Here is a 25,222-nt window from a genome sequence, read left to right as displayed (position 1 = left end):
AACAAAAATAAAAAGCCTCCTACAAACTAGGAAGCTTTATGAAAGCAAATAAATTCAAATAAAAAATTCATTTACCACATCCTATCCGCGTAGGCATTAATCGGGCATTATAAAGGCAGGTCTCCTGGCTTATGCATTAACGTTTATGAGCTGCCTTCCCGAAAATTTCAGTGGCATATAGCTCAAAACTAGCAATTACAGTGGCGGGACCGCATCGGATTTGAACCGATTTCCCTTTTACTTCTTACTTTAATTAGATATAGTAAGAACCTTTATAGTAATATTTAATTAATAATATTATTATAGCGGATATTTCATTAATTGTATGCAAAATTACCAAAGTTTCAGATAATTTGTTTATAATTCAGTTTCTGCGTATTAAATAACAGTTCATTCTTTTGTTTTTAAATTCTTTTCAATTGCTGTCTCTGCTAAACGCTTAATTGTAATGTCATCCATTGGTGGATTGTGTAAGCCTGCACGTACATCACGGTAATAGCGTTGAAGTGGGTTGGAACGTTGAAGGCTCTTTGCGCCAACTAAACGCATCGCTTTATCAACGACTTCAATCGCTGTATTTGTCACAACATGTTTAGCAATATTGATTTCGTTAACTAAGGTCGCCTTCTTCGTCGGGTCATTATACAGTCTTGCTACTCCATAAATAGTAAAACGAGCTTTTGTTAATGCTAAATCCATTTCTCCGATGAGCGTTTGAACATTCGGCAATTGTGCAATGGTCCCTTGAATACTATTTGGTGAATGGCTATTCGCAAAATCAACCGCATAATCACGTGCTGCCTGTGCAATCCCTAAATAAGTCGCCGGGATAAGCAGTAACCAGCCGTTCAACTTAAAGCCTGTTGTATAGTTTGGGATTTCCACTAAGTTCGTCTGATCAATGCGTACATTGACGAGCACTAAATCATCGCTTCCCGTACCGCGCATTGATGCCACATCCCACGTGTTTTCGACCGATACTCCTTCAGCTGTTTTCGGAACAAGGAAAAACCCTAACTGATCCTCATCTTCAATCCATGCAGATACTAAAAAATAATCGAGATCCGGTGCACCGCTCGTATAGTTTTTACGCCCGTTAATTATATAATGTTCGCCATCACGTTTTGCGGAAGTCGCCGGACGCCCACCACGCACTGGACTTCCCATCGCAAACTCACTTACTGCACGATTTACTGTCGCACCATTTGCAATTTCTCCACCAAACCAATCAAGCTTTTGAGGATTCCAGTAACGGTTTTCAAAAATCTCGCCTACATTTTGAATTGTCCACGAAACTGCCAACCCCGTACTTCCGCAATAGCTTGCCAATGTTTCATGTAGTAAAAGCGCATCATATACGGTGAAGCCATCTCCTCCGTATTCCTTTGGCAACGTTATTTTTGTATAGCCAATTTTGCGTAGCTTTTGGAAATTTTCAAATGGAAATGTCGCTTGCTCATCTGTTTGTTGAGCCAATTGTTTTATACTCTCTGAAATTGTTTCGAGCTTTTCCAACCATTGTCGCTGCTCGTCCGTTTCAATAAATAATTCCTTGCTCATGAAAAGCACCACCCTCGTCTGTTGTCTTACGTAGTTATTTCTTCAAATTAATAGTACGTTTCAGAAATTTACAAGTCAATAGATATCCCTAGTTTCTTTGTAGGGATTCATTCACTTAATAAATAAGGGGGTAATTTCCAATTTAAAGTGGAACGGTGGCGGGAGAAAATATTCACGCTAATGTAGAACGTTACGATCCAAAAGGAGAACCTTTACAACAAAAGGTAGAAAGGCTCAGTTAAAAAGTAGAAACATCGCATTTCGAAAAAAAACACCCTATTTTCCGTTAATAGAAAATAGAGTGTCGTGAAATTTTGGATTACATTTTCTCAGGTGCACTTACGCCGATTAATTTCAACGCATTTGCCAATGTTGTTTTTACTGCTGTAATTAACGCTAAACGAGCTTGAGTTAGCTCTTTATTGTCTTGATTTAATACTTTTTCTGCATTGTAGAAGCTGTGGAATGCTGCTGCTAAGTCTTGGATATAGTTTGCGATACGGTGCGGTGTGCGGTGTTTCGCTGCATCTGCCACGATTTGTGGGAATGCGCCAACCTTTTTCAGAACATCTTCTTCTTTTTCTGCTACTAGTAAGTTCAGGTTTTCCAATGATGCCTCAAAACCTTGCTCGCTTGCTGCACGTAAAATTGATGAAATACGTGCATGCGCATACTGTGCATAATATACTGGGTTTTCATTTGATTGTGATACTGCTAAGTCTAGATCGAAGTCCATATGTGAATCCCCTGCAGTTTTTACAAAGAAATAACGTACTGCATCCAGACCTACTTCTTCCACTAACTCACGCATTGTAACGGCATTACCTGTACGCTTACTCATTTTGAATTTCTCACCGTTCTTGTATAGCTGAACCATTTGAATTACTTCGACTTCCAATGTTTCACGCTCATAGCCTAGTGCTTCAATCGCTGCTTTCATACGTGGGATATAACCGTGGTGATCGGCACCCCAAATATTGATTAATTTATCAAATCCGCGACGTAATTTATCTTCATGGTAAGCAATATCTGGTGTTAAATATGTGAATGAACCGTCGTTTTTAATTAATACGCGGTCTTTGTCATCGCCAAATGTAGTTGAACGGAACCAAGTTGCTCCATCTTCATCAAATACATGGCCATTTGATTTTAATTTCTCTAATGCAACATCAATTTTGCCGTTTTCATATAATGAAGTTTCAGAATACCAAACATCAAATTCAACACGGAAGTTTTTAAGATCGTTTTGTAGTTTTGCTAATTCTAATTTTAAACCGTGCTCACGGAAAAATTTGAAGCGTTCTTCTTCTGTTTTATCCAAAATTGAAGCACCAAATTCTTCAGCTAACTTGCCTGCAATACTGATAATGTCTGGACCGTGGTAGCCATCTTCCGGCATCTCGGCATCCATGCCTAATGCTTGTTTATAACGTGCCTCCAATGAGTACGCTAAATTGTTAATTTGATTACCTGCGTCATTAATGTAGTACTCACGAGATACATCAAAACCGGCAAAATCCATTACGTTACATAAAGAGTCCCCTACAGAAGCACCGCGGGCATGTCCTAAGTGTAAGTCACCTGTTGGGTTCGCTGATACGAACTCGACTTGTACTTTTTCACCAGCACCTGCAGTAGAACGACCGTAATTTTCACCTTGTTCGAATGCTGCTTTTACTACACCTGCTAAAAAGTCTTTACGAACTGTAATGTTTAGGAAGCCAGGACCTGCGATTTCGATTTTTTCGATATCTGTCCCTTCTGTTTTTACATTCTCTAAGATGCTTTCTGCAATGGCACGCGGTGGCTTTTTCGCCAATTTAGTTAATTGCATCGCTACGTTTGTAGCAAAATCACCGTTTGCTTTCTCTTTTGGTGTTTCCAGGTGAATATTTAGTTCTGTGCCAGCTTCGACTAAGCCTGCCTGATTGATCGCCGCTTTTAAAGCGTCTTTAATCGATTGCTGTAATTGTTCTACTGCATTCATGAATATACCTCCGTAAATTGAATTTCCAATGTGTATTGTCCGACAGAATTGCCGCCTATTATAAGATCATATTGCGTTTTAAAACGCCCTGATACTTTTTCGCTTTGTGTTACTTCAATGGCTAACTGATGTGTATCGGTAACGATTGGCAATGATCCGAATGGACTTTCATAATGTCCATTTTCCCGTAAGCCCGGATTTAAAGGGAGACGCATGTTGACTCCACCGCTTCGCATTATAAAGGCTTTCGCTTCATCTAGCTTTATCGTCGTTTGAATTCGTGTCTCTTCCTGAATTTCTTCATAGCGTAAATAATGATTTGCGCCTTTTTCTACACAGTTGCCTTCCAGCCACATTTCGTATTTTTCAAGCTCGCCCTCGGTAGGAATGATGGAGGAAATTAGCTTAATTTTGACTGTTTTCCCATTCTCGTTCGCCACAGCAGTCAGCTCCTATGCATATATTTCTATAACCTTTTTATTATAGGATAAGTTCCTCTCTTTAAGCAACATCGAACTTAAACTTTACCTTAGTACTTTTATCATCTAGTTTTGAGTGTTTTTCCGTTATTTAAATCATTTTTATAGTATTTTGGGTAGAAAAGAGTAATGATTATTTTATAAAGGAGTTAATTATGTTTATAGAAATATTGTCTTATTTTTGTATATTATTTACGTTTACCCTATTAATTTACTGGCCATTTATCAATCACTTTAAAATTACGCCACTTATGGACCGCTCCATCCCTTTTGTAACAGGTATAAAATTCGGTGTGACAGGGCTAATTTTAACCTATTCCGCAATTCATTTAGTTGACGGTGTATTGGTAAATTCCCAGTTCATATCCGTTCTGTTCAGTGGTTTATTAGGCGGACCATTTGCGATATTAATTAGCGGACTTATTATAGGGATTGGTCGCTTTTTCTTTTCAGAAGGAACGATGGTTTCATCAATATTTAACTATAATTTTATTTTGCTAGTATTGTTCCTGTTTCTCCTTACACGAAAATATGAAATGACTACTAAAACCGTTTTCATTTATTTTTGGCTTTGTTTGATTGAAACGATTTTGATTTCATTTATAGGTCTTTGCTTTAGCAGTAATGCATACGCATTCCTCCTGGTATATGGTTTATTTACAGTTTTCGCATTTTATTTTATTTACATTGTTATTCATCAGGTGAAACGTACAAATGATACTGTACAGGAAACTACTTATTTGCGAAAAATTGATTATTTAACACAGTTGCCTAATACAGCAGAATTAGAGAAGTGTCTTCAACAACTTGTTAAGAAAAACGGTGTTTTCAGTTTATTATTGGTAGATATTCGGGATTTTAAAATGATTAATTCCCGATACGGATTTTCAACAGGCGATTTAATCATTAAGCAGTTGGCTTTTCATTTACAAGAGTATGCAGCTAAAAATGATGCATTTGTTGGCCGGTTAGGTGGCGAGGAGTTTGCCATTATTTTGAGGGATATCCCTCCAGCTCTAGCGATTTTTGAGGCGGATAATTTAATAAAGACTATAGCCCAACAGCCTTTTAATGAAATAGGTAAAGAGGAAATTTATATATCCGTTACGATTGGATTAAGCTCTTATCCGGATAATGGTCCAAATTCACATAGTATGATTGAAAATTTAATTAGAGCTTCTCAACATGCCAAATCGAATCTAACATCAGGCTACTTTCATGCAAACAACTTAAAGTAAATGCTTAAAAAGCGAGCGACAGAAATTCTGTCGCCCGCTTTATTTTTCTTTTTATTTCACCCAGCCTAAAGTGGAGTGCTTGCATTAAGGGAATTAAAATGTTTAGAAATAGCGGTTTATCAATATTTCTTCGATATTTCGATTTTTCCGAGTATGCATTAGAGTGCATGTAATTACTTTCAAGTGGGACAACATTGGGGCAACTGAAGAAATAAATTCTACGCTTGGTAGGCATGTTTATAGGAATGAAAAAAAGGCAACTTCTGCGTTAACCGTAGACAGCTTGCCTTTTTTCATTATTTAATGCACCATTGACTCCGTTAACGTATCATGTAGAAACGCTACTTCTAATATTTTTTTCACAAGGTTTTCTGTATCCAAAGTTAAATTCCATGCTGGTTGATCTCCTAAAATAACTACCTTTTTATTAAGTGCTAATGCTTCAAACAAGACCTCTTTCACTAAATCGTTTACGTTCCCTAATGCATCTAATTCTTCAATAGTTAATTTTTTGCTGATTTCAACTTTCATTTCAAGCACTCCTTTAAATACATATTTGATTACTATGATGCTAGTGTAATTCATAATTTTTCATCTTGCAGACAGAGTTTGAAATGTCGGAAATACGAAAACAGATTTGCTGGAATAGATTTTATATGCATTATGTTTTTTCCTTACCCTTTTTTATAAAAATATCTTAAAAAAAGAGTGGTAGTTGCTCTTTTCAGGAAATAAGTACGATTTTGAATCAAAGAGGAAAATCCATTAAAATGAGGGTTTATACATACCTATTAATTTAAATTCGGTACATTTCATTCGACAATGGTGTACATTTAGGTGCATTTAAATATACACTATTGTCTATGTGACCCGACTGCATATACCTATAATGCGAAAACCCTTTAATACCAAGCTTTATAAAGCGGCAAAACACATGCTAAAATTGGAACAATATATTCTAACCAACTAAAAGTCCGATGCAAAAATTGCCACTTCATCAATGACTGACTTTCACATAGAGACTCAAAGAATATTTTATACCGTATTCAATTCCACTCAATTGGGTTGTGCTTTTTCTGTGCAAGTATCTACTGAATTTGCACTTTTCTTTATTTAAATTCAATAAACCTCCGGGGTCAAAAGTATAACTGAGCCAACGTATAGCGAAATATGTCTTCAATTGCTTCTCAAAAAAGCGATCAGGATATTAATACTTACCCAATGTGCAAATCCGTTACATTTATTTTAAAACCTAGCTGAGCTTTTATTTTGTCATTGTAACCGCTAATAGTTACTAATAGTGATCACCATTAGTACCTTAGCTGCCACAAGGGATTAGTTTAGTTAAACAGAGTATATTATCTGTTATTATTTCTATTAGAACCTTTAATAGTCACTAATAAAAGTAACCCCTGGATGTTACTATATTCCTGCTCACAAAAAAAAGCGCCCAATATGAGTGCTTTTTAATCTTCTTATAAATTAAGAGCAGTCACCAGATATGCTACCTTTTGCGACCACTCCGAATGTGCTAAACTATATTACGTATATTTTATTACTTAGCTGATGTTGGCGCATCGGCTTTTTCATTTTCTTCTTTAAATAATTTGTAAGCCTTTTTAGAAGAAGTATCTAATTCTTTGACCGTCTTATCCATCTCCCTCTTTAATGGAAGGAATGCCATATCAATTAATCTTACTGTTCGTTCAATTTCTCCTATTGCCATACACGCCATACCTTTTTCTTGATTCCACCCATTATTTTTAATTTCATCGATACGATCCATTAATTGCGCTACTGCATCTTGCACTGCATCCAGCTGGATAATTTGTACATTCAATTCGTATGAACTATTTTCAATATCCTGTACTAATCCCTTAATTTGATGAATAGTTTGTTGCATTTTTCATTCCTCATTTCTATTAATATATGATTTTTTAAGTGTCTCTTTATTTATTTCCTTTAAGAAGCCTCCATTAATAGCTCCAATTCTTTGTACAATTCTTCGCGATCGTCTTCGCTTAGGCTCAATATTCGATAAACCATATCGCGTATTTTATAAAAACTGTAAATATCCAAATTCATATCCTTAACTATTTCAAATAAAAATTGGTCAACATCTTGTACAGGTTGTTGCATTTCTTTTCCCCTTTTCTAATTGTTATTTTTAAATGATTGTTACATAAACGAATAAAACAACCGCTACAATAAATGAAATAGATCCGTAAAAATAGGGGCGTACTTCCTCGCTCTCTTCGTCACCTTCCACAAAGAAAATATCATCTACAGAACGAGCAGCTTTCTTTATCTGATGTGTAAGTAACTGCATGTAGCCTTTTTGTAAGTCGTAGGCTATCTTTTTAGCTTCAACACTGGGAAGTTGCTTCATTTATATTCCCCCAATAATTTAGTGCCTGATTCCTTCTCAAAAAACTCGATTGTTTCTTTACGTTTTTCATCATCTTGTTTCGATAACATAAACATAAATTTTATGATTGTTTCGATTAAATCCTTTTGAAATTCTTGTTCTGACATGCTCATTCCTCCGTTACTGTTATATTTTGATATTCTACTAACTCACCTAATAGCGCGTCGTTTATAAGTACTGAAAGTTCCATTAACATACCGTTAAGGTCCATCAATCGCCCTAAACGTTTAAGTGAACGTGAATCTTTTTCCATTTGTAAATACTGCTCTTTCTTTGCATCGTAGTAGGCACTATGTTTGTCATGCTTCGCCATTAGGATTTCAGATTTCTTCATACCACTCACTCCCTTCTACTTTTAGATGTACGGTTTATTTCTTGTTCATTCACCGTTAACCTTTGATGGTTATTCGCAAAACTAAACTATTTGTTTAACTTTCTAAATATAGAATAAACTCCCTTGAACTAAATGTCAACATATTTAAATAAAAAGTTTAGATTTCTAAACATCAGTGTTATAATAAAGAAAAAGAAAGGAAGGAAGGAAGGAAGGAAGTAATAATGACTTTTGAGTATAAACCGCTATTTAAAACCATGATTGATAAAGAGGTAACTCGCGAGGATTTAAAGAAAGAACTGCAATTATCTTCTGCTACAATGGCGAAATTAACTAAAGGTGAATATGTTTCAATGGCTGTATTAGATAAATTGTGTAGCTATTTAAATTGTGAAATTGAGGATATTATCCAACATAGTAAAATTGAAGAATAAAACAAAAACGCTCCCAAGTTATAAATTCAAGGGAGCGTTAAACTTTATTTTCTTAAATAGCCAAAAAGATCTTCTATTGATATATTGAAGTAATCAGAAAGAATAAAAGCCTCATTTAATGTAAAATCTTGTTCCCCTCTTTCCTTCCTCCCGTACGATCCACTGTGAACCATTATTTTTTTCGCAACATCTCCTTGTTTTAACCTTCTCTCTCGTCTAGCAACGTACAAATTACTCGGATTATCCTCTGTTCGTATCTCCGGTTTTTTTATATATGTAACCCCATCTACTAAAATTTCACATCCGTCTGAATTAAAATTAATCTCAATTTTAGTATTACCATCCATCTTTATTCCCCTCCCTTTTGCTATTATTATACAAAAAATGCTCCCAGCTGCATTTAAACAGTTGAGAGCGTTTTAAATTTACTTCCTTTCGATATAAGGATATTTTTCGTGGAAGAAAGCAATTGGTATCTTTCCACGTTCTATCCAATACCCTTTACTTTTCAACTCTTCGTTCATAAATTGAATACGTAAATGCGCTGTTCTTAAAGAAGTGAAACCTAACATTTCCTGCACTTCTTTTGCTGTGTAGAAATTCTTTTGCATAAATTATCCCTCACTTTTTAAGAGTGGTTTTATATTATATAAACCATTATTTCACCTCAAAAAAGCCGTACCGCAATTGGCACGACTTTATGTATTAGTTATTTTCCAGATAATCTAAACCTTTTAACTGGATTTTTGCATTCTTTAAATAAACAAGAACTACTTTATTTCCTTGACCACCACGTTGAACATTTGCTCCGGTAATTAAATCTTCATTCTGCATTATTTCGACTGTATCTCCGAAAGTATCTTTGTCGACGCCTAAGTCATTAAAATTCGGTTCTATGTTCTCATTTAATGATATAAGTATCTTTTTAATTAACTCATTTTTATCCACTATTTTCACCTCCTATCCATCTATAATTGTAAATTAATTGGAAACAAATGGACATCATACAAATTTGATAATAAAAAGCCGTCAGCAATCGCCAACGACTTTGATATGATATTTGTTTGTGTAAATTATATGTTTCTTTGTGATTTAAATACTATACCTAAAGGGTACTTCAATAACTTCAACAAGAAATTCTTTATTCCTTTTTTAAACAATAAAAAAAGAATCCCAAAATCAGAATTCGTTCTTCGTATGTTGCTTCACAATGTGTCGACTGTATGTGGCAACACATTAGTGCTGGTGGGTTTAATTATTTTGCTTGGTTCTAATTTAAATGGAATCGAGCCTGTTTTCTTTTTCTTCTTCAACTGATTCTTATTCTATAAACGCGCCCGTTTGTTGAAGATCTGTTATTAGTGAAAAATTAAAGCCCACAATAAAAACAGCAGGTCCATTGTACTTTAATATGACAGTGGACTACTTAAAATTAATAATTCCCTTTACTACTTCTTACAATTTATTCTTTCGATATTAACTTTAATTCTTCATAGCCTTCGACTTTTAATAAAAGCGACTGTTGCTCATTCCAAATGCTGTACGGGAAAACAAGGCTTATGACGGTTGTATCCATTTTGTAATCGCCAATCTGGTAGTGCCATTTTCTTTTAAAAATTGGTCGCTTATATGTACATGGTGTTGTGTCCTTCGGTTACGGCATAACATATTAACTTTTTGGGTGAATATTCATTTATTGCCCGAGATTTTGGAACTGGATGCATGCTCTATGTCCAATTAGGAAAAAAGAAAACCCTGATTTTTTCTACTTAGCGCAGAAAAAATCAGGGTTTTATCTTCTAAGAAGTTCCTTAGCGTATAATCGCCGCATTTTGTCACCAGGACCCCTACCAGGACCCCTTAATGATTGAAATCTATAAAAGTAGCCCTTTGATCATTTGATTTAGTACCTGTGAAAGAAACACTCAACACACCAAAATTTAAACCCATAGAACCTATCCCAGCTAAGGAATGAGTATATAAACTATGAAATTGAGATGTTCCAGTTAACGTTTTTACTTCTCTTATTCTTATTTTAGAAGTTACAACTATAGGTCCCCCAAAGTCTGGTAAATTGGCAGCCCAACCAACTCCTGTAAAACTTGATGAATACAAATTATTTGATGAATGAGTAACTTTTCCATTCTTCCTAACTTCTACGCTAGAAGTATTAGGTACAGCGTTAAATTTATTACCATCCCATGCAAATCCAATTAAATCTGTTCCTGTAAAAAATGGATTAGTCGTCCATTTATAATCAGATCGCAAAACAAATTCATCCATACTACTCGGAACAACCTGTCTACCCGCTGTTTGTGTAACTGTCATGCCTTTAATTTGACCGTAAAGCACTATTGGGGGATTAGAATCTGTATAATCATCAACAGATATAATATTATTATTTAAATCATATGTAATAGTTTTAGCACCTGCATATTCTGTTATTCCATCATTAAGTATATCTCTTTTACTAATATTTGATAATTCATCAATCAACCTTTGTGGATATCCGTATTCTAATAACTTTTCATCAATATCTTGCTCATCTTCCATAGGGTAATTTTCAGATGCATTTACTTGGAAATTATCACTAAAAACTGCGACAATACTTAACAAAGAAACAAAAAATAATTTACTTAAAAATTTCATACTATACCTCCATTTTATATTTATATCACCTGGTAAAATAATATCTAAACTGGATATTTTACCAATTGATATATCTTATGTTAACATAAGTTTTGGGATAAAAGTATAAAATTACTACTTTTTATTAAATTTAGGTACAAGGTGGCAAAAATATTATGAATGTACGTAAAAAAAAGTTATTATTTATAACAGTTTTAAGCATTATTATTTTTTTGATAACAACTAATGTTTTTAAAAATAATAAAACTATTTATCATACATCTACAATGAACATTAAAGTAATTGATAAATATATGACAGAAGAAGACATAACACAATATTTTTTAAAGGGTAAAAATATAAATGATCCTTTCCAACAAATTATAATTGAAGTTAAAGATGAAAACATATGGAACTTAATTGATATTAACAATTATTATTTTGTTAATGTTAGTTGGGAAACTAATACACCTGATTCGAATATCCAAAATAAAAGTACAATATTAATTCAAATTGACCAGCTTTAAAATACTATTTTAGATGAGCCACATTATTCAGAATTTACAACGTTAATGAAAGAAAAGTCCCCAACGACGCTTGGGAAGGTTTCTTATAATAAAATTAACAAAAGCGTAAAAATATGAGGTGGTTCATTATAAGCATAGGGGTTTTAATATTATTAACGGCACTTAATTTGTTCTTTGCTATCGGCATACTATTTTCTAATGGGAAAGGTGCATTTTTAGTAGCAGGTTTAAATACAATGCCGAAAGAAGAAAAAGAGCAGTAAAGTTAAAAGATCCAGTTATTATTTTGTTCCGCAAAAGGAATGGATTATAGGAATACGTTGAAAAAATAGAGGCCCCCTGTTTTTTTATTAAAATAAAAAGTTTGAGCCAAATAATGATCTAATTTGTCACGTGTCGCACCCAAAATATGGCCCTATAACGGAAAAACGCGATCTTCTTATTGAAGAATCGCGCCCGATTGTTTAACAACAGTTAAATCATATCCTTCAAATATATAAAAACGTTTGAATAGACCACCCATAACAGAGTGGTCTTTTTTTATTTCTCAAAATCAATAATTTCTCGTATATCCTCAATTTCTAGTACTTCAGCAATTTTACATATCGCCTGTTTAGGAATCCTTTCTATTTGATTATTTACTAATTCGGAAATCGTTCGTGTTGTTAATCCAGTCATTTCAGATAGCTGATACTGTTTTATATTCCGCTCTTTTAAAAGCTGCTTTAATTTAATTTCAATTTCCACAGTGATCACTCCACAATAATTTTTTCTTTTCAGGAATATTATTATTACGTTAAACGTAATATTACATAAAACGTAATACACTAGATTGATTAACAAATCTAATAACAAATGAAATACCACTCCATAATTTCTACCTGTTACATTCGAAACCCTTTAATGCCAACCATCTAATTATTGTTTTATAAGTAACAAATTGCTGCAACTCTTACTATGTAAGAGAACCCGTGGGCGTACAAAGTTAGAGGAAGGAGAGGTTAAATGCTTTTTGAAATTTTAACAACTTCATTTTTTGGAGGAATTGCCGCAACTGCTTTCTTTAAAAAGCAAGGCATGACAACAAATGAAAGCGGAAAAATTCAACGTATCATTTCATTGAGTGGTTTAAATGTGAAGGATGGTAAAAACACCTTAACAACTCAATTGATCCGTAAAAAGAAACATGATTGGGGATGGGAATATAAATACCGGATTCCTTTGGGTCGTTCATTTGATGATTATGTATCTAAATTCCGAACACTGGAAGATGGTATTAATAATAGAAGGAAACGAATTTTATTTGCTGATTTGAAAAAATTACAATTCGATTCGGACATTACCCAACAACTAAAAGAATTGTGGAAGGCCAAACTGACCGAGCGAAAAGAAATTGAATTAGATTTTGATGGACTGTTGATTATTCGAGTGTATGATAAGCCCTTACCGCAACAAGTCAATTATTCACCGGGGATTGATTGGAAAGTACCTGTTGGATTAACAAGGGATAAAAACGCATTTCGCTATCATGATTTCGAACGCATTCCACATTTAGTGCTTGGCGGTGCTACTCGTTACGGTAAAAGTAACTTTCTTAATTCATTGATTGTCAGTTTATTACAAAGCAATCCAGATCACGTTCGTTTCTTCCATGTTGATTTAAAAGGCGGTATTGAGCTTTGTGATTACGAATCGATTAAACAAACATTATCAATCGCATACGAACCAGAAGAAGCCCTCCACACATTGCAAATGGCTTATACGAAAATGAGGGAAATACAGCAGTTAGTTAAAAGTAAAGGTAAAAAGAACGTACAGGAAGCAAATATTAAGGAAAGGTATTTTGTCATTGTGGATGAAGTAGGAGAATTGAATCCTCAAGAAGCTGTAACATCAGGAGAGAAACGGTTAAAACAAGAGTGCCAAACTATTATGTCTCAAATTGCACGGCTTGGTGCCGGTCTTGGTTTCCGTTTAATTGTTGCTACACAATACCCTACTGGCGATGTAATACCGCGACAAGTGAAGCAAAACAGCGATGCTAAATTATCGTTTCGGGTACAATCTGCAACTGCTTCGAGAGTTGTTTTGGAAGAAACTGGAGCCGAACTCCTTCCACAGATTAGAGGCAGAGCAATTTACCAAACAGCCGATAAACGTGAAATTTTACAAACACCTTTAATTACCTCGGATATTATCCATGAAACGATAGCCCCTCACATCATTAAGAAGGAGGATAAATTTGAAAGTCAAACAGTTGAGTCAACGGAACGAACAAATACTGTTACTTTTGAAGAAGTTTGATTTTCTTACACGCGATCAAATATCCGTTTATTTTAAACTAGGTAAAATTTGCAATACGAACAGAGTCCTTAGAAATTTATCGGATTATTTAACATGTGTTCGTGATGGTTATCAATCAATTTATTATTTAAATAAATGCGGCCGTGAATATGTGGACTGTGAAAGGATAAGAAAAAAAGGCGGCCATGTGCAGCACATTGTTATGCGAAACGATTTGTGGTTGTATTTCAAATGTCCAAACGATTGGCGAAATGAAGTTAAAATATCAGACGAAAATACGTCAGTTGTTGCAGATGCAGTTTTCACTCGAAACGGTTTTTATCACTTTTTAGAAGTCGATAATTTACAAAGTATGAAAGAAAACCGCGCTAAAATTAACCGCTATAAAAGCTTGTCTGATAGCCTTGTAAAACAATTCGGCTATTTCCCTACTCTTGTATGGTTAACGACTACAGAACACCGCAGAAAGCAATTAGAGAGTGCATGTAATGGTCTGAATTTCAAGGTCTTCACAATGAACGATATTCGATAAGGAGGTATATAAATGTTCTTCAAGAAGAATAATGCTAAAGTTGTTCCTGTCAGTGAGTATACGGATTACTCGGAGAGATTTAACGATTTGGAGAAAATGAGAGCTGAAGAAGGTTATGCAACAAAAAAGGATGTTGTAGTAATGTCCTCTATTCCAGTATTAGGTGCTGCTGGATATGTAACATATCAAAAATTAAATAGCGTGAATGAAGTCGCAACGACAACTATTAGTGAACCGATAAATGTTTTATCGCAAGCGCCTATTCCTGACCCTTCCACACTGATAGAAACATACACACCTATCGCAGTAAATACAATTCCCGTTAATTCAATTCCACAGCAAACAGGTTTCATTGCAGATAAATCATTAGAAATATTAGCAAACGCATTAGATCCGTTAGTTCAAATATTGGTTGCGATTAGTTTTCCTATCGCTTCGGTAATAATGGTAGGAGCTTGTTTCTTCTTCATGTTCGGTAATTCCGAAAAGGCTTGGAACATGATTATGAACGCTGGATTAGGTTATGTCTTGATTCAACTTTCACCACTATTCTTACAAATTCTAAGAGAAGTTGGCGATGCTGTTTAATAATTTTAGTAAAAAAGAAATAGTAATTTTTGTATACAAACTATATTTTTTCCAATAAAATGAAAAAGGAAGGGAGAGATTTACCTATGGATGATATATTTATGATTTTTTTATTGATAAGCTTTACAGCAATGTTTGTTTTCGTTATCCTTTCCTTAATTCAATTTGCTAAGAGAGACAAAATTAAAGGTATGAAACAAATAAAATTTGCCGGTGTATCGCTACTGATTTTAATTATTTCCTTTGTTGGTGTTGGAACGACAACTGAATCTACAACTATTTCAAATGAAGACAAAACGGAAAAAATTGAAGTAAATGCTGAGGTAGAGAAACCTGAGGAGTCAAGTGAAACAGAAGAAGAACGAAAAGCACGTGAACAAAAAGAAGCAGAAATTATAGCTGAACAAAAGGCTATAGCAGCAGCGGAAAGAGCTAAAGCAGAAGAAGATGCTAAAGCTAAAGCGGAAGCCAAAGCGAAAGAAGAAAGTATTCCTAGAGAATATAAGTCTGCATTAAGAAAAGCAGAATTGTATGCCGAAACTATGCATATGTCTAAGGCTGGTGTCTATGAACAATTGACTTCCGAATATGGAGAAGGTTTTCCAAAAGAAGCTGCTCAATATGCTATAGATAATATTGTATTTGATTGGAAAGAAGCCGCATTAAAAAAAGCGCAAACATATGCTGAAACTATGGCTATGTCGGATTCAGCTATATACGATCAATTGATTTCTGAATACGGAGAGAAATTTACTCCAGAAGAAGCGAAATACGCTATCGATAACTTAGAGTAACAAAAAATAGCCGTCCACATATAGTTGTGGATGGCTTTATTTATTATCGTACCATGTAAGCTCTAAGTTGATGTTTAATCCCATTAATTTTTACGTCCTTCATGTCATTTAATTTCACTACATATTCTACATCTTCGAACCTTAAAAAAGTTGCATCTTTAAATATCACAGGTGTTAAGGAAGTTATATGATACTCACTTTTAAATGCTAAAATATGACCACAGTTCGTCGTGAATTGATACTTATACATAACATCGCCCCCTTATTACTATTTAATTTACAATATGATTAAAGCAATGCGAAGAAAATATTCAAAAATTTATTTTTGGGCATGTTGTCGAGAAAATATGATATAGATTATTGTCTATCCGCGGGAGTGCGATATTCCATTCCGATGACACGTTTCATCTCTTGGCTAACCCAGTTTCGCAAAGCAATATTCCCATAACTTCTTGTTTCATTCATCCCTCTAAACAATATAAAGTACTCGGTTATAAAATCGTCCGAACTTTTCTTTTCAATTTTGCATCCCTTCTTATATAAATAGTCCTTCATTTTTTTAAATTCCTGAAAGGTTTCATTTATTTTCACATCGTACCATTCTTCAAAAATCTTACTCATTTTCAATACGTTTAAATGATTTTTGTCCCGTTCCAATGTCTTTAAGAACAATTCCAATATGATGTAACGGTGAATGTCATCACTAATCTCCCTAATTTCTTTATACATTTAAAACACTCGCCTTATTTAATAATGGGTATGCAACTAAGATATTATTGGATTTAAAGGTGCGTTTAGCATGACGTGTAAAACAGTACGCTTGCACAGTATCGCCTACAATTTTAATTAACTGTAATCGTCGCTTTGTGTTGGTATTATCTTTGGCAATGTACATAATATCTACGATTTGGTTGTGCTGCATTGCCTTTTTTATTTGGTCTTTCATAACAACACTCCGTTCTACTTTTTATTTATTATAGAACAAATGTTCCCGTTTTAAAACATGGATTCTTTAGATATAGTGAAATAAATGAGTCGGAGGGAAATGTTATGGAAAGGAACAAAGGGTTGGATTTAATCGGACAAGAATTTGGACGTCTGAAAGTTGTAAGTGATACAGGAAAAAGGCACCCCACAAAGGGGAAGATCTGGCTTTGTATCTGCGAATGTAATTCTACCAAAGAGGTTGCTTCCACGTATTTAAAACGAGGTAGCGCTAAGAGTTGCGGTTGTCTACGCAGGGAGAGCAAAAGAAAAGGAAAAACTTTTACTCAAAAAATTTATAACAAACCCACTGTGGAAGCAGTCATAGAATCTAAAAAGCATATAGATTATGCAATTGTGGAGGATGGTTTGTTTTTAGTTTTTAAGGATAAATCTATTTACTCTATCCGTGATAACTATGCCTTACTAAGGAAAACGATACCATTAAATGAATATCAAATTGTGACCGTTGTGGTTAATAAAAGGCAAAGACATTATTATACGCATCGTTTATTAGCATTAGCTTTTGTTCCCAATCCGGAAGGTAAAAAAGTGGTGTCTTTTAGAGATGGGAATCCAAAAAATCTTGAGATAGAGAACCTGTTTTGGTTATCCCAAAACGAATTGATAAAAAACAATGAAAAAGAATCCGTGCCATGCAATCACTGTGGAAAAAATAAGCAATCCAGAAACCTTTTATGTGTTAATTGCAGTAATTTAATTAAAAGGGAAAATGCCAAATTAGAAAGAGAAAGATTAAGGATTAAAGAATTAAATGATACTTTTCCTGAACAAGTTTGGATTCATCTGACCGAAAAACAATTACTATATATTAAACTGTACATAAAAGGCTATAAACAGAAGGAAATAGCTGAAATTTTTGGTGTGAGTAGTCAAGCTGTAAACAGATCGATTGCAGATGCTAAAAAACGAATTAAGAAAATTAAGGGGATTTAACTTAAAAGTATTAATCACAATTTTCCCCTTGTTGATGTATTACCGTTCCTTCAATCAGCCCAATAACAAAGTCGAATTGTTCTTGCTTGAAATCTAAATCCTCGCGTTTTAAATACCAGCAAGTCTATTTTATCTTTTTGTAATCAGCAATAGATTCAGCATATTCTAAAGCCACCTTAAAATTATCTGAATGAATGTGTGTTAAATTAATCTACATCACAATCCAACGAGGAACCGATCTAAAGGAGAACCTTGATTTTCTTTTTTAGGTGGCTCAAGGTTTAATGATCTAGTATTGAATTGAAATCTGTCAGAAATACGAATTTCAATATCCTTTCGTAATGATTCATTTCCATGTGTTCATCGCCTTTCAAGCATAATAAAAAGCCACAGCCGAATGGATGTGACCTTGAATATCTTGATTATATTTTCGATAACAACTTTGATGTTATTTCTTTAATTTCATCTTCTGAAAGACCTTCTCCACTTAATATTGAAGATGAATAAGGTTCTAATATTTCACTTATTTCTACTTTAGTTAAGCCAGTTTTCGACATCGTTTCGTTTAAAGCTGTAAATAATCCGTGTGTTTCTGGTGCCATTTCTAACGCTTCAAGCAATGTTGTGTTTTTATCTATCTCCATTGATTTCCACCTCCATCCATACTAATCATAACGCTATTGGAAATTATTGTCACTACTGTAAATCACAAAAATAAGCATCTATGTTGAATATTTTTGTTATTTTAATTACCTTTATACTATAATTTATTTATCATCCACAATTTAGGAGGCTTACATGATTTACATAATGGGGAATGCTGCTATTTATTCAAGAAATTTAAATATTATAAAAGAATTCACCACTAGTAAGGCTATCCCTTTCTTAGTGGTTAAAAAATCATCGATTAAACAAATTAACCCTGATTCAGTTGAATGTGATATTTCGTTTATTATTCAATTGCCAAATGACCCGGAATGTAAATCTCTAGAGGATTACAGAGGAAAAGAACTTATTTTCCTTGTAAAACACCTCAATGTATTTGTACGTAGGACCGAAATTATTAATATTTTCGAATCAGAAGATTCTATAAAACATATTACAGAATATTTTAAAGACCTCTAACAATCTAGGGGTCTTTGCATTATTTTCAGGACGTTTTTAATAAACAAATATTTAAAGCCATTAGCAATCGCCAACTAATTTGCACATGCTATCAATTAATCGGTTTTCCTAGTAAAAAAATCAAATCCATATGGTCGATTACATAGTTGAGAAACTTATTATGCTTAATGTGAAAAACATATAATAAGAAATAAGCCCTCCACAGATTGTGGAAGGCTAAATGACACCAATTAACTATCTGAAAATAAATTTGAAAGGTGAATCAAAGTCTTCCCCTTCTTTGTAATACAAAATCTCTTCTCTTTCTAATTTCTTCATAAAATGATGTAGATACAAAGTATTTTCTTTAAAGCCAATTTTAAATGAAATTTCGTTGTAAGTTTTCCCTTTACTTTTTCTTAATTCATTTAATAAGCTTTCTTTAACACTCAAATATAGATTGTCAAAATACTCTTGCCCTAGTTGAGTAACTTGTCCTATTTCATCATCATAGTATCCCATTTCATGTAGTTTTAAAGCTGCCTCTCTGTTATTCGGTTGAGTTAAATAAAATAACCCATAACACTCGTAACGATGCTTTAATAATTCATGTAGTATTTCTTTTTCAATTGTAATCATTTTATTCACCCTTTCACCTACTAATTTCGACGAAAGGGGAAAATCTACCTTCAATAAGTGTTTGCTATTCTAAAGAAAATTGAGTTACTACACAATTTGGAACTATTACCCTTTAACAGGTACCTAACCACATTATACTCGTTCCCCTGTGGCGTTGCTAGAATCATATCGCACTCTTCTTGTGTAATTCCTTTCGGTACATATGATTGCACCTTTTCCGCACTAATCTTTTGCATACTCCACATATTTAATATAAATATTGCCAAATCTTCACTACCTTTTCTTTGTTTACAAAATCGAAGTACATATGTAATTGATTAAATAACTACCTCAACGGCACAGCTATTAAGGCGAATGTACCACCAACAAAGAACACATTATTTCAGCAAATTTTGTTAACGTTGTATCGTCAGTAAAAAAGAAAAAGTACAATGATATAAAAATAAGCACTAGTAAGCATATTTGATATGTACAATTATTACAATTACCAATAAAATGTAAAATAAAAGGGGTGTTTCAATGAATTGGTTTAAAAAAATATTTTCTAAGAAGCCAAACGAAAATGAATCCATTCCATCAATACAACAAGAAGAAAGAATTGACTACACTGTAAAACTACGATTAGATTCAGATAGAGTAAGTGTACCTGTATTAAATGTAGATTTCGACGTACCTAAGCCTAGAAGAATTACCGATAATTCAAATCATCTAACCTATTCGAAAGTCCGTAAATTAACACCTGACTTCACCGTATTAGATTTTGAGACAACTGGATTTGATCCAGAAGAAGATTCAATTATTCAAGTAGCTGCTGTTAAATACCGGAACTTTGAAAAGACAAACGAATACATTACATTCGTTAATCCGATTTATGAGATACCACCAAAAATCATGAAAATCACAGGCATAACCGATGATGATGTTGGTAATGCCCCTTACTTAAGTGATGTAATACCCGACTTATTATCATTTTTAGAAGATGAGACAATCGTTGCCCATAACGCTTCATTTGATATGACATTTCTACTAACAAGCATCAATGAATATAAATTGCCTTATGTGAGATATAAAGTAATCGATACGTTGTTACTCGCTCGGAAATGCATTGATAACACATCAAACCATAAGTTAGTTACACTGAAACGATTTTTAAAATTGAACCATTTAAAATCACACAATGCGCTCCACGATTGTTATGTGACCGCTGAATTATATAAGTATTGTTACGAAAAAAGTTTGGTGACAAAATAAAAATAGCCCTCCACAATTATCTGTGGAAGGCTTTTTATGTCTGCACTCGATGTTGTTCATTACACCCAATAACTTTCATTTTCTAATGCATCAATTACTGATTCTTCTACTGCCAAAAGTGTGGCTTCTTTCGTTGGTCGGTTCATACAACTCCCTTCAAAATTTTTACCATCAGCTCTTTCGATTTCATAATCGGCACTATACATCTCAAATACAGCTTCTTCTCCAAAAATCTTTAAATCAATGTGAGCAACAGCACTGTGACTAAGTAATTCCATTGAATATGATTCGACACGATATTCATAAATTGGTTTTACAAATGAATTTGATAATATATACATTTCCCCACCCCATTATTACCAATTAATTTACAATACGGTAAATAAAAAGTGAAGCAAATGTCCGAAAATTTCTTTTTGGGCTATTTTATATTTAGCAATGCACATCCAAAGCCCTGATTCTCCATGTGTTCACCGCCTTTGCTGCATAATAAAAAAAGCCACAACTCTTAATAATCGTGACTATGCTGGTATTCTTAAACTTATTTAGTTGAGTGAACAAATCTCGCTAAATTATATAATTCATTCAATTTCCTTAGCTTAAGCGAGGACCAAAAATAATAAGATGTCATTAAAAATATGTATATTAGAAGAATAAAAACTAATAACCAATTTTGATTATTGTCAAAAACAGAAATCATTATTGCAAATAAGGCAAAAAATATAGAAAGAAACGTTAAAAAAAGACTGTTAGCACCATTTTGATGTTGAATTTCCAAATGCAATGTTTCCTTAATAATATCCAATTGTTTTTTTGATGCATTTCTTAATTGGTCTTCCTTCTCATAATTCTTTAATACTTCATTAGCAAAATATAAATTTCTTGGAGAACTACTACTTCCTGGTGAACTACTCAAACGAATTACCTTCCTTTATTAAAATTAACAATATTATACAACCAATATTTATAGTTTAGAAGAGAATTCCGACATTTTTATTACAATTTGTCTCTTAGGCATAATAAAAAGCCACACCCAAATGTATGTGACCTCTGTAGTTTAATTATAATTTTCTTAATCAAAAATTCCATGTCTGTAGTCATCCATCATTACTTCAGCATGCCATACTGCGTTATCCATCACGGTGAAAAGCCATTTCACCTAATTACAATACAGTAAAATTCATATTGGTGGTCATCTAAATTCTTTTTTAAAGATTAATTTCTAATTCTCCTCTATTGGTAATACTCGTCAAAGTAGAAATAGCTGGAGAAACATATTTTCTTAATGTTGGCCAAAATTCGTTGTATATCAATTCTGAAATTACTTTAGGATCTTTTTCTCCTTCATTTTCAAAAATAAATTCACCCTTAATTTCTATAACAATCTTTCTATATCCCACTGTATCAATAACAACAACAATACCTGAAATAAGCGTTTTAGTTAATTCTTTTGTAAGCTGTATATTTACTTCTTCTTCTATGAGTATGTTATCCTCTTCTTTTTCTTTTATATTTCTTTTTAAACGTTCTTCAATTTCTTCCGCACCTATTACTTCATAGTTTATTGAAGTAATCTCATGGCCTTCGAAACCTAATAATTTCATATATTAACTCCTCTTAATAAATATAAGTATATTCTCCATATGAATTTGAATGTTCCTCTGTATTATTCAATGTTAAGGACCAATTTTTTTGAATAACTTCATTAAGCCCTATAAAATTATTTTTATCTCTATATGATTTAATACGCGATGGAGGTATAGAACTTTCAGTTGTATGAGTAGATTTAGAATTTAAATAACTCACGGTAGTTTCCATTATTGCAGCAATTTCAAAAGTGGATACCTCAAAAGCTTTGCTTATATTAAATGAAAATTCTCCATAAACCAATTGTTGATCAGAAGCTGTTTGTTCATCTTGAGCCGAATTTTGTTCCTTGAATACATTAATTTTAAAAATTGCTTCTTTATACTCGCTAACCGGAACAGAAATATCGCCACTTTCTAATCGAAGATACTTATTATGGCTACTACCAATAATTTTAGCCATTTTTCTTGATTCTTCTCCAAGTTCAGTCATTAACCCAATTATCTCCAAAGATAATTTGTATTGTTCTGATTCATATTCCTCTGCTAATTCAGGATGTAAGGCTAACAATTCATTTAAAAAATCATTACTCATTGATAATCCACCCCCTTCTTATGTATATGGTACTTCTTTGACACATCAGAACTCAACAAACTATATAAATTAGTTTTTACGTCTATTACCGAAGGAGTTTTTGTAAAACCAAATGTAAATAACACGAATGAAACTAATTGTTGATTTTCCATAATAAATAACATTCTATAATAATTAGGAGGTTGATCTATTTTAACTTCGAAAACGTCGCACCTTAGCTTAGACGTGTTCAATCGTTTTATAATTTCCCCACTATAGGAGTGATTCTGTAAAACAAGATGTACTTCTTTCGGTTTATTATAAAAATCAGGTTGAGAATTTGCTTTAACACTAGATAATATAACCAAAATTTTATTAAATAATCGTGGAACCAAAGTGTTCGTGTTGTGTAATATGTTATCATTAATATATTTAAAAGCAATTTCATTTTGGTCTAAATATGTTGTTGAATATTGTGATAAGCGTCTAATCTCCAAAAAATTCACCATTTCTCCTATAATTAGATTTTAAATACTCTTTCTATAAAAAAACAAGTAATCCTGCTCCTATTCTATCAATATGGATACTAATTTTACAAGAAAAGGAATTATTTAAATTAAAATGTAAAAATAAACCAATGTCATAAGACAATAGGCATTAGATTTTAGTTCCATTAAAAATCGACATAGCAGCCAACGCTAAAATCAATTTATCCCCTTCTCAATACCATTTAATGAGAGCTGTTAATAACCCATGTACGCGCCTCCTCCTTTTCTTCCACAGTAGAATTAGCTATGGGAGGCTTTAATTATTACTCTCACGCACATTAAAGATTACAAGATTTTTATCTTATAATCTTAATTACAAAGTTAAGTGTATACAGTATTATTCGCATGCATATCCATCCCCATCACGGTCGAACTTTTTCTGATAAGCTGAGTGACTCGATGATACTCCATTTGGATATACTTTTTTCAGTTCAGTACAATTTTTAAATGTCGACTGTGTTGTGGTTGGTGTTGAAGGTGTTGTTACAGTTGTAGGTATTGATACTGGCTGCGTAACAGTATTTTCTTCCAAAGGCTCACATGCCCAACCATCATTATCTGCATCATGTTTTGATTCATAAGCTGAATGACCAATCGACACCTCATCTGGATAAACTGTATTTAACTCTGCGCAATTGTTATATAAACTTTTTGGAACTTCTACAGGCTTTGTAACAGGCTTCGATTGAAGTGGCTGTTTAGTATCCGTTTTACCTGGCACAATCATTTCCTTGGCAGAAACTTTATAGGACTTCCCATCCGTCTTTATTATAATGGTCCCACTCTCGGCCGTTGAATAAACTTTTGATTTAGCTGCTTTTAATCTCATTAATACATCACTGTGAGGATGTTTATAACTATTATTCTTACCATAACTTAAAATCGTTACCTCTGGCTGAACTGCATCTAAGAAATATTTTGAGCTACTAGTGTTAGACCCATGATGGCCAGCTTTTAGGATTTGTACTTTTAAGGAGTCGTATGAATCGACAAGTAACCCTTCTAAATCTTCACTTGCATCAGCCATTAACAAAAACTCTACATCCTTATAACCTACTTTTAATACAATGGAAGCGTCATTTGTATCTTTAGCAAGTGAATCTGCAAATAACGTTTGCATGTAGAAATCCGAGGTCCAATTCCCTATAAGTATCTGTTCAATTTCGGGTTCGATATATTTTATTTTTTTAGTCTTTACTAACGATAAAATCTGACTATATGTATCAGTAGTATGGGCTTTTCCACTATTCACAAAATTTTTAACTGAAATTGAATTTAGAACACTAACTAACCCACCAACATGATCTGCATCAGGATGCGTAGCTACAACATAATCAAGTTTTTTTATTCCTAATTTTTTCAAATAGTCTACAAGTCCTTTTCCTGCTTTGCGAGGACCACCATCCACTAAAATATTTTCTCCTTTTGGTGTTTGAATTAAAATGGAATCTCCTTGACCTACATCAATAAAATGAACTTCAAGTTGCTTGGAAGTTGCACTAGCAGTTGGTAATGCAACTGATACAAATAACACAAGAGTAAATAGTAAAACTAGTATTTTTCTCACAATATCACCTCTTGCACAAATTATATAAGTAATGGGTAATTTTTACAATACTTGCAAATATCCTTTCCATTTATTTTTATTTGACGATGAACTACAGACTTTTACGCATTTAAGAGTTATATCATCATCGATTAATTATCATGTGTTCAACACCTTCCACATATTTTTAGGGCATAATA

35 protein-coding genes and 1 riboswitch are annotated in these 25,222 nt (G+C 33.3%); of the genes, 11 read left to right on the top strand and 24 right to left on the bottom strand.

The genetic code is table 11. From position 1 onward, the window contains the following. Positions 1-97: 97 nt before the first annotated feature. Positions 98-289, bottom strand: a riboswitch (cobalamin riboswitch). A gap of 101 nt (positions 290-390) precedes the next feature. From NYE67_RS02835 to NYE67_RS02825, 3 genes are all read right to left on the bottom strand, one after another. Continuing rightward, complete coding sequence (locus tag NYE67_RS02835) at positions 391-1,560, bottom strand: acyl-CoA dehydrogenase family protein (protein WP_340729086.1); 1,170 nt, start codon at positions 1,558-1,560, stop codon at positions 391-393. Positions 1,561-1,879: 319 nt separating this feature from the next. Next, positions 1,880-3,547, bottom strand: a complete 1,668-nt coding sequence (gene argS, locus NYE67_RS02830; protein ID WP_340729085.1) for an arginine--tRNA ligase — start codon at positions 3,545-3,547, stop codon at positions 1,880-1,882. After that, the gene (locus NYE67_RS02825) at positions 3,544-3,987 is read right to left on the bottom strand and encodes a DUF1934 domain-containing protein (RefSeq protein ID WP_340729084.1); all 444 of its coding nucleotides are present in this window, start codon (positions 3,985-3,987) and stop codon (positions 3,544-3,546) included. The genes argS and NYE67_RS02825 overlap by 4 nt, the downstream gene beginning before the upstream one ends. A gap of 194 nt (positions 3,988-4,181) precedes the next feature. Between NYE67_RS02825 and NYE67_RS02820 the strand changes: the two genes are divergently transcribed. Further along, positions 4,182-5,264, top strand: coding sequence for a diguanylate cyclase domain-containing protein (locus NYE67_RS02820; protein WP_340729082.1), 1,083 nt, complete (start codon positions 4,182-4,184; stop codon positions 5,262-5,264). Positions 5,265-5,564: 300 nt separating this feature from the next. Here NYE67_RS02820 and NYE67_RS02815 read toward each other — a convergent pair whose 3' ends face one another. From NYE67_RS02815 to NYE67_RS02790, 6 genes are all read right to left on the bottom strand, one after another. Then, positions 5,565-5,795, bottom strand: a complete 231-nt coding sequence (locus NYE67_RS02815; RefSeq protein ID WP_340729081.1) for a hypothetical protein — start codon at positions 5,793-5,795, stop codon at positions 5,565-5,567. Between the two features lie 1,024 nt (positions 5,796-6,819). Further along, a complete protein-coding gene (locus NYE67_RS02810) occupies positions 6,820-7,167 on the bottom strand; it encodes a hypothetical protein (RefSeq protein ID WP_340729079.1) in 348 nt (115 codons plus the stop codon). Between the two features lie 59 nt (positions 7,168-7,226). Next, positions 7,227-7,403, bottom strand: a complete 177-nt coding sequence (locus tag NYE67_RS02805) for a hypothetical protein (RefSeq protein ID WP_340729078.1) — start codon at positions 7,401-7,403, stop codon at positions 7,227-7,229. Between the two features lie 28 nt (positions 7,404-7,431). After that, positions 7,432-7,653: a hypothetical protein gene (locus tag NYE67_RS02800; RefSeq protein WP_340729077.1), complete on the bottom strand. Its 222-nt coding sequence runs from the start codon at positions 7,651-7,653 to the stop codon at positions 7,432-7,434. Then, positions 7,650-7,799, bottom strand: a complete 150-nt coding sequence (locus tag NYE67_RS02795; RefSeq protein ID WP_340729076.1) for a hypothetical protein — start codon at positions 7,797-7,799, stop codon at positions 7,650-7,652. The genes NYE67_RS02800 and NYE67_RS02795 overlap by 4 nt, the downstream gene beginning before the upstream one ends. Positions 7,800-7,801: 2 nt before the next feature. Next, complete coding sequence (locus NYE67_RS02790; RefSeq protein ID WP_340729075.1) at positions 7,802-8,026, bottom strand: hypothetical protein; 225 nt, start codon at positions 8,024-8,026, stop codon at positions 7,802-7,804. Between the two features lie 224 nt (positions 8,027-8,250). On the opposite strand from NYE67_RS02790, the gene NYE67_RS02785 reads away from it, so the two are divergent. Next, positions 8,251-8,460 (top strand): helix-turn-helix domain-containing protein, encoded by a 210-nt coding sequence (locus NYE67_RS02785; protein ID WP_340729074.1) that lies wholly within the window; start codon positions 8,251-8,253, stop codon positions 8,458-8,460. Between the two features lie 44 nt (positions 8,461-8,504). Here NYE67_RS02785 and NYE67_RS02780 read toward each other — a convergent pair whose 3' ends face one another. The 4 genes from NYE67_RS02780 to NYE67_RS02765 form a co-directional block, all read right to left on the bottom strand. After that, the gene (locus NYE67_RS02780; RefSeq protein ID WP_340729073.1) at positions 8,505-8,807 is read right to left on the bottom strand and encodes a helix-turn-helix transcriptional regulator; all 303 of its coding nucleotides are present in this window, start codon (positions 8,805-8,807) and stop codon (positions 8,505-8,507) included. A 78-nt stretch (positions 8,808-8,885) separates the two neighbouring features. Continuing rightward, complete coding sequence (locus tag NYE67_RS02775; RefSeq protein ID WP_340729072.1) at positions 8,886-9,071, bottom strand: hypothetical protein; 186 nt, start codon at positions 9,069-9,071, stop codon at positions 8,886-8,888. Between the two features lie 94 nt (positions 9,072-9,165). Further along, the gene (locus NYE67_RS02770) at positions 9,166-9,408 is read right to left on the bottom strand and encodes a YjcQ family protein (RefSeq protein WP_340729071.1); all 243 of its coding nucleotides are present in this window, start codon (positions 9,406-9,408) and stop codon (positions 9,166-9,168) included. A gap of 912 nt (positions 9,409-10,320) precedes the next feature. After that, positions 10,321-11,109, bottom strand: coding sequence for a hypothetical protein (locus NYE67_RS02765; RefSeq protein WP_340729070.1), 789 nt, complete (start codon positions 11,107-11,109; stop codon positions 10,321-10,323). Positions 11,110-11,264: 155 nt separating this feature from the next. Between NYE67_RS02765 and NYE67_RS02760 the strand changes: the two genes are divergently transcribed. Next, positions 11,265-11,615 (top strand): hypothetical protein, encoded by a 351-nt coding sequence (locus tag NYE67_RS02760; RefSeq protein WP_340729069.1) that lies wholly within the window; start codon positions 11,265-11,267, stop codon positions 11,613-11,615. A gap of 113 nt (positions 11,616-11,728) precedes the next feature. Further along, a complete protein-coding gene (locus tag NYE67_RS02755) occupies positions 11,729-11,878 on the top strand; it encodes a DUF3784 domain-containing protein (protein WP_340729068.1) in 150 nt (49 codons plus the stop codon). 277 nt (positions 11,879-12,155) lie between these two features. Here NYE67_RS02755 and NYE67_RS02750 read toward each other — a convergent pair whose 3' ends face one another. Continuing rightward, positions 12,156-12,362, bottom strand: a complete 207-nt coding sequence (locus NYE67_RS02750) for a helix-turn-helix domain-containing protein (RefSeq protein ID WP_340729067.1) — start codon at positions 12,360-12,362, stop codon at positions 12,156-12,158. A gap of 258 nt (positions 12,363-12,620) precedes the next feature. Between NYE67_RS02750 and NYE67_RS02745 the strand changes: the two genes are divergently transcribed. The 4 genes from NYE67_RS02745 to NYE67_RS02730 all read left to right on the top strand — a co-directional run bounded on the left by NYE67_RS02745 (position 12,621) and on the right by NYE67_RS02730 (position 15,833). Further along, a complete protein-coding gene (locus NYE67_RS02745; protein ID WP_340729066.1) occupies positions 12,621-13,919 on the top strand; it encodes an FtsK/SpoIIIE domain-containing protein in 1,299 nt (432 codons plus the stop codon). Continuing rightward, positions 13,858-14,451, top strand: coding sequence for a replication-relaxation family protein (locus NYE67_RS02740; RefSeq protein WP_340729065.1), 594 nt, complete (start codon positions 13,858-13,860; stop codon positions 14,449-14,451). The genes NYE67_RS02745 and NYE67_RS02740 overlap by 62 nt, the downstream gene beginning before the upstream one ends. A gap of 12 nt (positions 14,452-14,463) precedes the next feature. Beyond that, positions 14,464-15,039 (top strand): hypothetical protein, encoded by a 576-nt coding sequence (locus NYE67_RS02735; protein WP_340729064.1) that lies wholly within the window; start codon positions 14,464-14,466, stop codon positions 15,037-15,039. An 86-nt stretch (positions 15,040-15,125) separates the two neighbouring features. After that, complete coding sequence (locus NYE67_RS02730) at positions 15,126-15,833, top strand: Ltp family lipoprotein (RefSeq protein ID WP_340729063.1); 708 nt, start codon at positions 15,126-15,128, stop codon at positions 15,831-15,833. A 43-nt stretch (positions 15,834-15,876) separates the two neighbouring features. Here NYE67_RS02730 and NYE67_RS02725 read toward each other — a convergent pair whose 3' ends face one another. From NYE67_RS02725 to NYE67_RS02715, 3 genes are all read right to left on the bottom strand, one after another. Continuing rightward, a complete protein-coding gene (locus NYE67_RS02725) occupies positions 15,877-16,083 on the bottom strand; it encodes a hypothetical protein (protein WP_340729062.1) in 207 nt (68 codons plus the stop codon). 107 nt (positions 16,084-16,190) lie between these two features. Beyond that, positions 16,191-16,562, bottom strand: a complete 372-nt coding sequence (locus tag NYE67_RS02720; protein WP_340729061.1) for a hypothetical protein — start codon at positions 16,560-16,562, stop codon at positions 16,191-16,193. Continuing rightward, a complete protein-coding gene (locus NYE67_RS02715) occupies positions 16,555-16,779 on the bottom strand; it encodes a transcriptional regulator (RefSeq protein WP_340729060.1) in 225 nt (74 codons plus the stop codon). The genes NYE67_RS02720 and NYE67_RS02715 overlap by 8 nt, the downstream gene beginning before the upstream one ends. A gap of 104 nt (positions 16,780-16,883) precedes the next feature. Here NYE67_RS02715 and NYE67_RS02710 point away from each other — a divergent pair, with 104 nt between their 5' ends. Further along, positions 16,884-17,774 carry an HNH endonuclease gene (locus NYE67_RS02710; protein ID WP_340729059.1) on the top strand — a complete coding sequence of 297 codons (891 nt, stop codon included), beginning with the start codon at positions 16,884-16,886 and terminating at the stop codon, positions 17,772-17,774. A 422-nt stretch (positions 17,775-18,196) separates the two neighbouring features. On the opposite strand, the gene NYE67_RS02705 is transcribed toward NYE67_RS02710, so the two are convergent. Next, positions 18,197-18,418 carry a hypothetical protein gene (locus tag NYE67_RS02705; RefSeq protein WP_340729058.1) on the bottom strand — a complete coding sequence of 74 codons (222 nt, stop codon included), beginning with the start codon at positions 18,416-18,418 and terminating at the stop codon, positions 18,197-18,199. 154 nt (positions 18,419-18,572) lie between these two features. Here NYE67_RS02705 and NYE67_RS02700 point away from each other — a divergent pair, with 154 nt between their 5' ends. Next, positions 18,573-18,899, top strand: coding sequence for a hypothetical protein (locus NYE67_RS02700; protein ID WP_340729057.1), 327 nt, complete (start codon positions 18,573-18,575; stop codon positions 18,897-18,899). A gap of 234 nt (positions 18,900-19,133) precedes the next feature. On the opposite strand, the gene NYE67_RS02695 is transcribed toward NYE67_RS02700, so the two are convergent. Continuing rightward, a complete protein-coding gene (locus tag NYE67_RS02695) occupies positions 19,134-19,517 on the bottom strand; it encodes a hypothetical protein (RefSeq protein WP_340729056.1) in 384 nt (127 codons plus the stop codon). 519 nt (positions 19,518-20,036) lie between these two features. On the opposite strand from NYE67_RS02695, the gene NYE67_RS02690 reads away from it, so the two are divergent. Continuing rightward, positions 20,037-20,768, top strand: coding sequence for a 3'-5' exonuclease (locus NYE67_RS02690; RefSeq protein WP_340729055.1), 732 nt, complete (start codon positions 20,037-20,039; stop codon positions 20,766-20,768). Between the two features lie 59 nt (positions 20,769-20,827). Here NYE67_RS02690 and NYE67_RS02685 read toward each other — a convergent pair whose 3' ends face one another. The 5 genes from NYE67_RS02685 to NYE67_RS02665 form a co-directional block, all read right to left on the bottom strand. Further along, positions 20,828-21,109 carry a hypothetical protein gene (locus NYE67_RS02685; protein ID WP_340729054.1) on the bottom strand — a complete coding sequence of 94 codons (282 nt, stop codon included), beginning with the start codon at positions 21,107-21,109 and terminating at the stop codon, positions 20,828-20,830. Between the two features lie 200 nt (positions 21,110-21,309). Next, positions 21,310-21,684, bottom strand: a complete 375-nt coding sequence (locus tag NYE67_RS02680) for a hypothetical protein (protein ID WP_340729053.1) — start codon at positions 21,682-21,684, stop codon at positions 21,310-21,312. A 292-nt stretch (positions 21,685-21,976) separates the two neighbouring features. Further along, positions 21,977-22,372, bottom strand: coding sequence for a hypothetical protein (locus NYE67_RS02675; protein ID WP_340729052.1), 396 nt, complete (start codon positions 22,370-22,372; stop codon positions 21,977-21,979). Positions 22,373-22,385: 13 nt separating this feature from the next. After that, positions 22,386-22,949: a hypothetical protein gene (locus NYE67_RS02670; protein ID WP_340729051.1), complete on the bottom strand. Its 564-nt coding sequence runs from the start codon at positions 22,947-22,949 to the stop codon at positions 22,386-22,388. A gap of 864 nt (positions 22,950-23,813) precedes the next feature. After that, positions 23,814-25,043, bottom strand: a complete 1,230-nt coding sequence (locus NYE67_RS02665; RefSeq protein WP_340729050.1) for an excalibur calcium-binding domain-containing protein — start codon at positions 25,041-25,043, stop codon at positions 23,814-23,816. Positions 25,044-25,222 lie beyond the last annotated feature (179 nt).

The organism is Solibacillus sp. FSL W8-0474, from assembly GCF_038004065.1.
GTDB lineage: Bacteria > Bacillota > Bacilli > Bacillales_A > Planococcaceae > Solibacillus > Solibacillus faecavium.
The sequence above is the reverse complement of the archived record's forward strand: the minus strand, read 5'-3'. Positions and strand labels throughout refer to the sequence as shown.

Bases quoted from the DNA above. Each gene is read 5' to 3' on its own strand.
- NYE67_RS02835 (WP_340729086.1), bottom strand. From the start codon at position 1,560: ATGAGCAAGGAATTATTTATTGAAACGGACGAGCAGCGACAATGGTTG.
- argS (WP_340729085.1), bottom strand. From the start codon at position 3,547: ATGAATGCAGTAGAACAATTACAGCAATCGATTAAAGACGCTTTAAAA.
- NYE67_RS02820 (WP_340729082.1), top strand. From the start codon at position 4,182: ATGTTTATAGAAATATTGTCTTATTTTTGTATATTATTTACGTTTACC.
- NYE67_RS02815 (WP_340729081.1), bottom strand. From the start codon at position 5,795: ATGAAAGTTGAAATCAGCAAAAAATTAACTATTGAAGAATTAGATGCA.
- NYE67_RS02810 (WP_340729079.1), bottom strand. From the start codon at position 7,167: ATGCAACAAACTATTCATCAAATTAAGGGATTAGTACAGGATATTGAA.
- NYE67_RS02805 (WP_340729078.1), bottom strand. From the start codon at position 7,403: ATGCAACAACCTGTACAAGATGTTGACCAATTTTTATTTGAAATAGTT.
- NYE67_RS02800 (WP_340729077.1), bottom strand. From the start codon at position 7,653: ATGAAGCAACTTCCCAGTGTTGAAGCTAAAAAGATAGCCTACGACTTA.
- NYE67_RS02795 (WP_340729076.1), bottom strand. From the start codon at position 7,799: ATGTCAGAACAAGAATTTCAAAAGGATTTAATCGAAACAATCATAAAA.
- NYE67_RS02790 (WP_340729075.1), bottom strand. From the start codon at position 8,026: ATGAAGAAATCTGAAATCCTAATGGCGAAGCATGACAAACATAGTGCC.
- NYE67_RS02785 (WP_340729074.1), top strand. From the start codon at position 8,251: ATGACTTTTGAGTATAAACCGCTATTTAAAACCATGATTGATAAAGAG.
- NYE67_RS02780 (WP_340729073.1), bottom strand. From the start codon at position 8,807: ATGGATGGTAATACTAAAATTGAGATTAATTTTAATTCAGACGGATGT.
- NYE67_RS02775 (WP_340729072.1), bottom strand. From the start codon at position 9,071: ATGCAAAAGAATTTCTACACAGCAAAAGAAGTGCAGGAAATGTTAGGT.
- NYE67_RS02765 (WP_340729070.1), bottom strand. From the start codon at position 11,109: ATGAAATTTTTAAGTAAATTATTTTTTGTTTCTTTGTTAAGTATTGTC.
- NYE67_RS02760 (WP_340729069.1), top strand. From the start codon at position 11,265: ATGAATGTACGTAAAAAAAAGTTATTATTTATAACAGTTTTAAGCATT.
- NYE67_RS02755 (WP_340729068.1), top strand. From the start codon at position 11,729: ATGAGGTGGTTCATTATAAGCATAGGGGTTTTAATATTATTAACGGCA.
- NYE67_RS02745 (WP_340729066.1), top strand. From the start codon at position 12,621: ATGCTTTTTGAAATTTTAACAACTTCATTTTTTGGAGGAATTGCCGCA.
- NYE67_RS02735 (WP_340729064.1), top strand. From the start codon at position 14,464: ATGTTCTTCAAGAAGAATAATGCTAAAGTTGTTCCTGTCAGTGAGTAT.
- NYE67_RS02730 (WP_340729063.1), top strand. From the start codon at position 15,126: ATGGATGATATATTTATGATTTTTTTATTGATAAGCTTTACAGCAATG.
- NYE67_RS02725 (WP_340729062.1), bottom strand. From the start codon at position 16,083: ATGTATAAGTATCAATTCACGACGAACTGTGGTCATATTTTAGCATTT.
- NYE67_RS02720 (WP_340729061.1), bottom strand. From the start codon at position 16,562: ATGTATAAAGAAATTAGGGAGATTAGTGATGACATTCACCGTTACATC.
- NYE67_RS02715 (WP_340729060.1), bottom strand. From the start codon at position 16,779: ATGAAAGACCAAATAAAAAAGGCAATGCAGCACAACCAAATCGTAGAT.
- NYE67_RS02710 (WP_340729059.1), top strand. From the start codon at position 16,884: ATGGAAAGGAACAAAGGGTTGGATTTAATCGGACAAGAATTTGGACGT.
- NYE67_RS02705 (WP_340729058.1), bottom strand. From the start codon at position 18,418: ATGGAGATAGATAAAAACACAACATTGCTTGAAGCGTTAGAAATGGCA.
- NYE67_RS02700 (WP_340729057.1), top strand. From the start codon at position 18,573: ATGATTTACATAATGGGGAATGCTGCTATTTATTCAAGAAATTTAAAT.
- NYE67_RS02695 (WP_340729056.1), bottom strand. From the start codon at position 19,517: ATGATTACAATTGAAAAAGAAATACTACATGAATTATTAAAGCATCGT.
- NYE67_RS02690 (WP_340729055.1), top strand. From the start codon at position 20,037: ATGAATTGGTTTAAAAAAATATTTTCTAAGAAGCCAAACGAAAATGAA.
- NYE67_RS02685 (WP_340729054.1), bottom strand. From the start codon at position 21,109: ATGTATATATTATCAAATTCATTTGTAAAACCAATTTATGAATATCGT.
- NYE67_RS02675 (WP_340729052.1), bottom strand. From the start codon at position 22,372: ATGAAATTATTAGGTTTCGAAGGCCATGAGATTACTTCAATAAACTAT.
- NYE67_RS02670 (WP_340729051.1), bottom strand. From the start codon at position 22,949: ATGAGTAATGATTTTTTAAATGAATTGTTAGCCTTACATCCTGAATTA.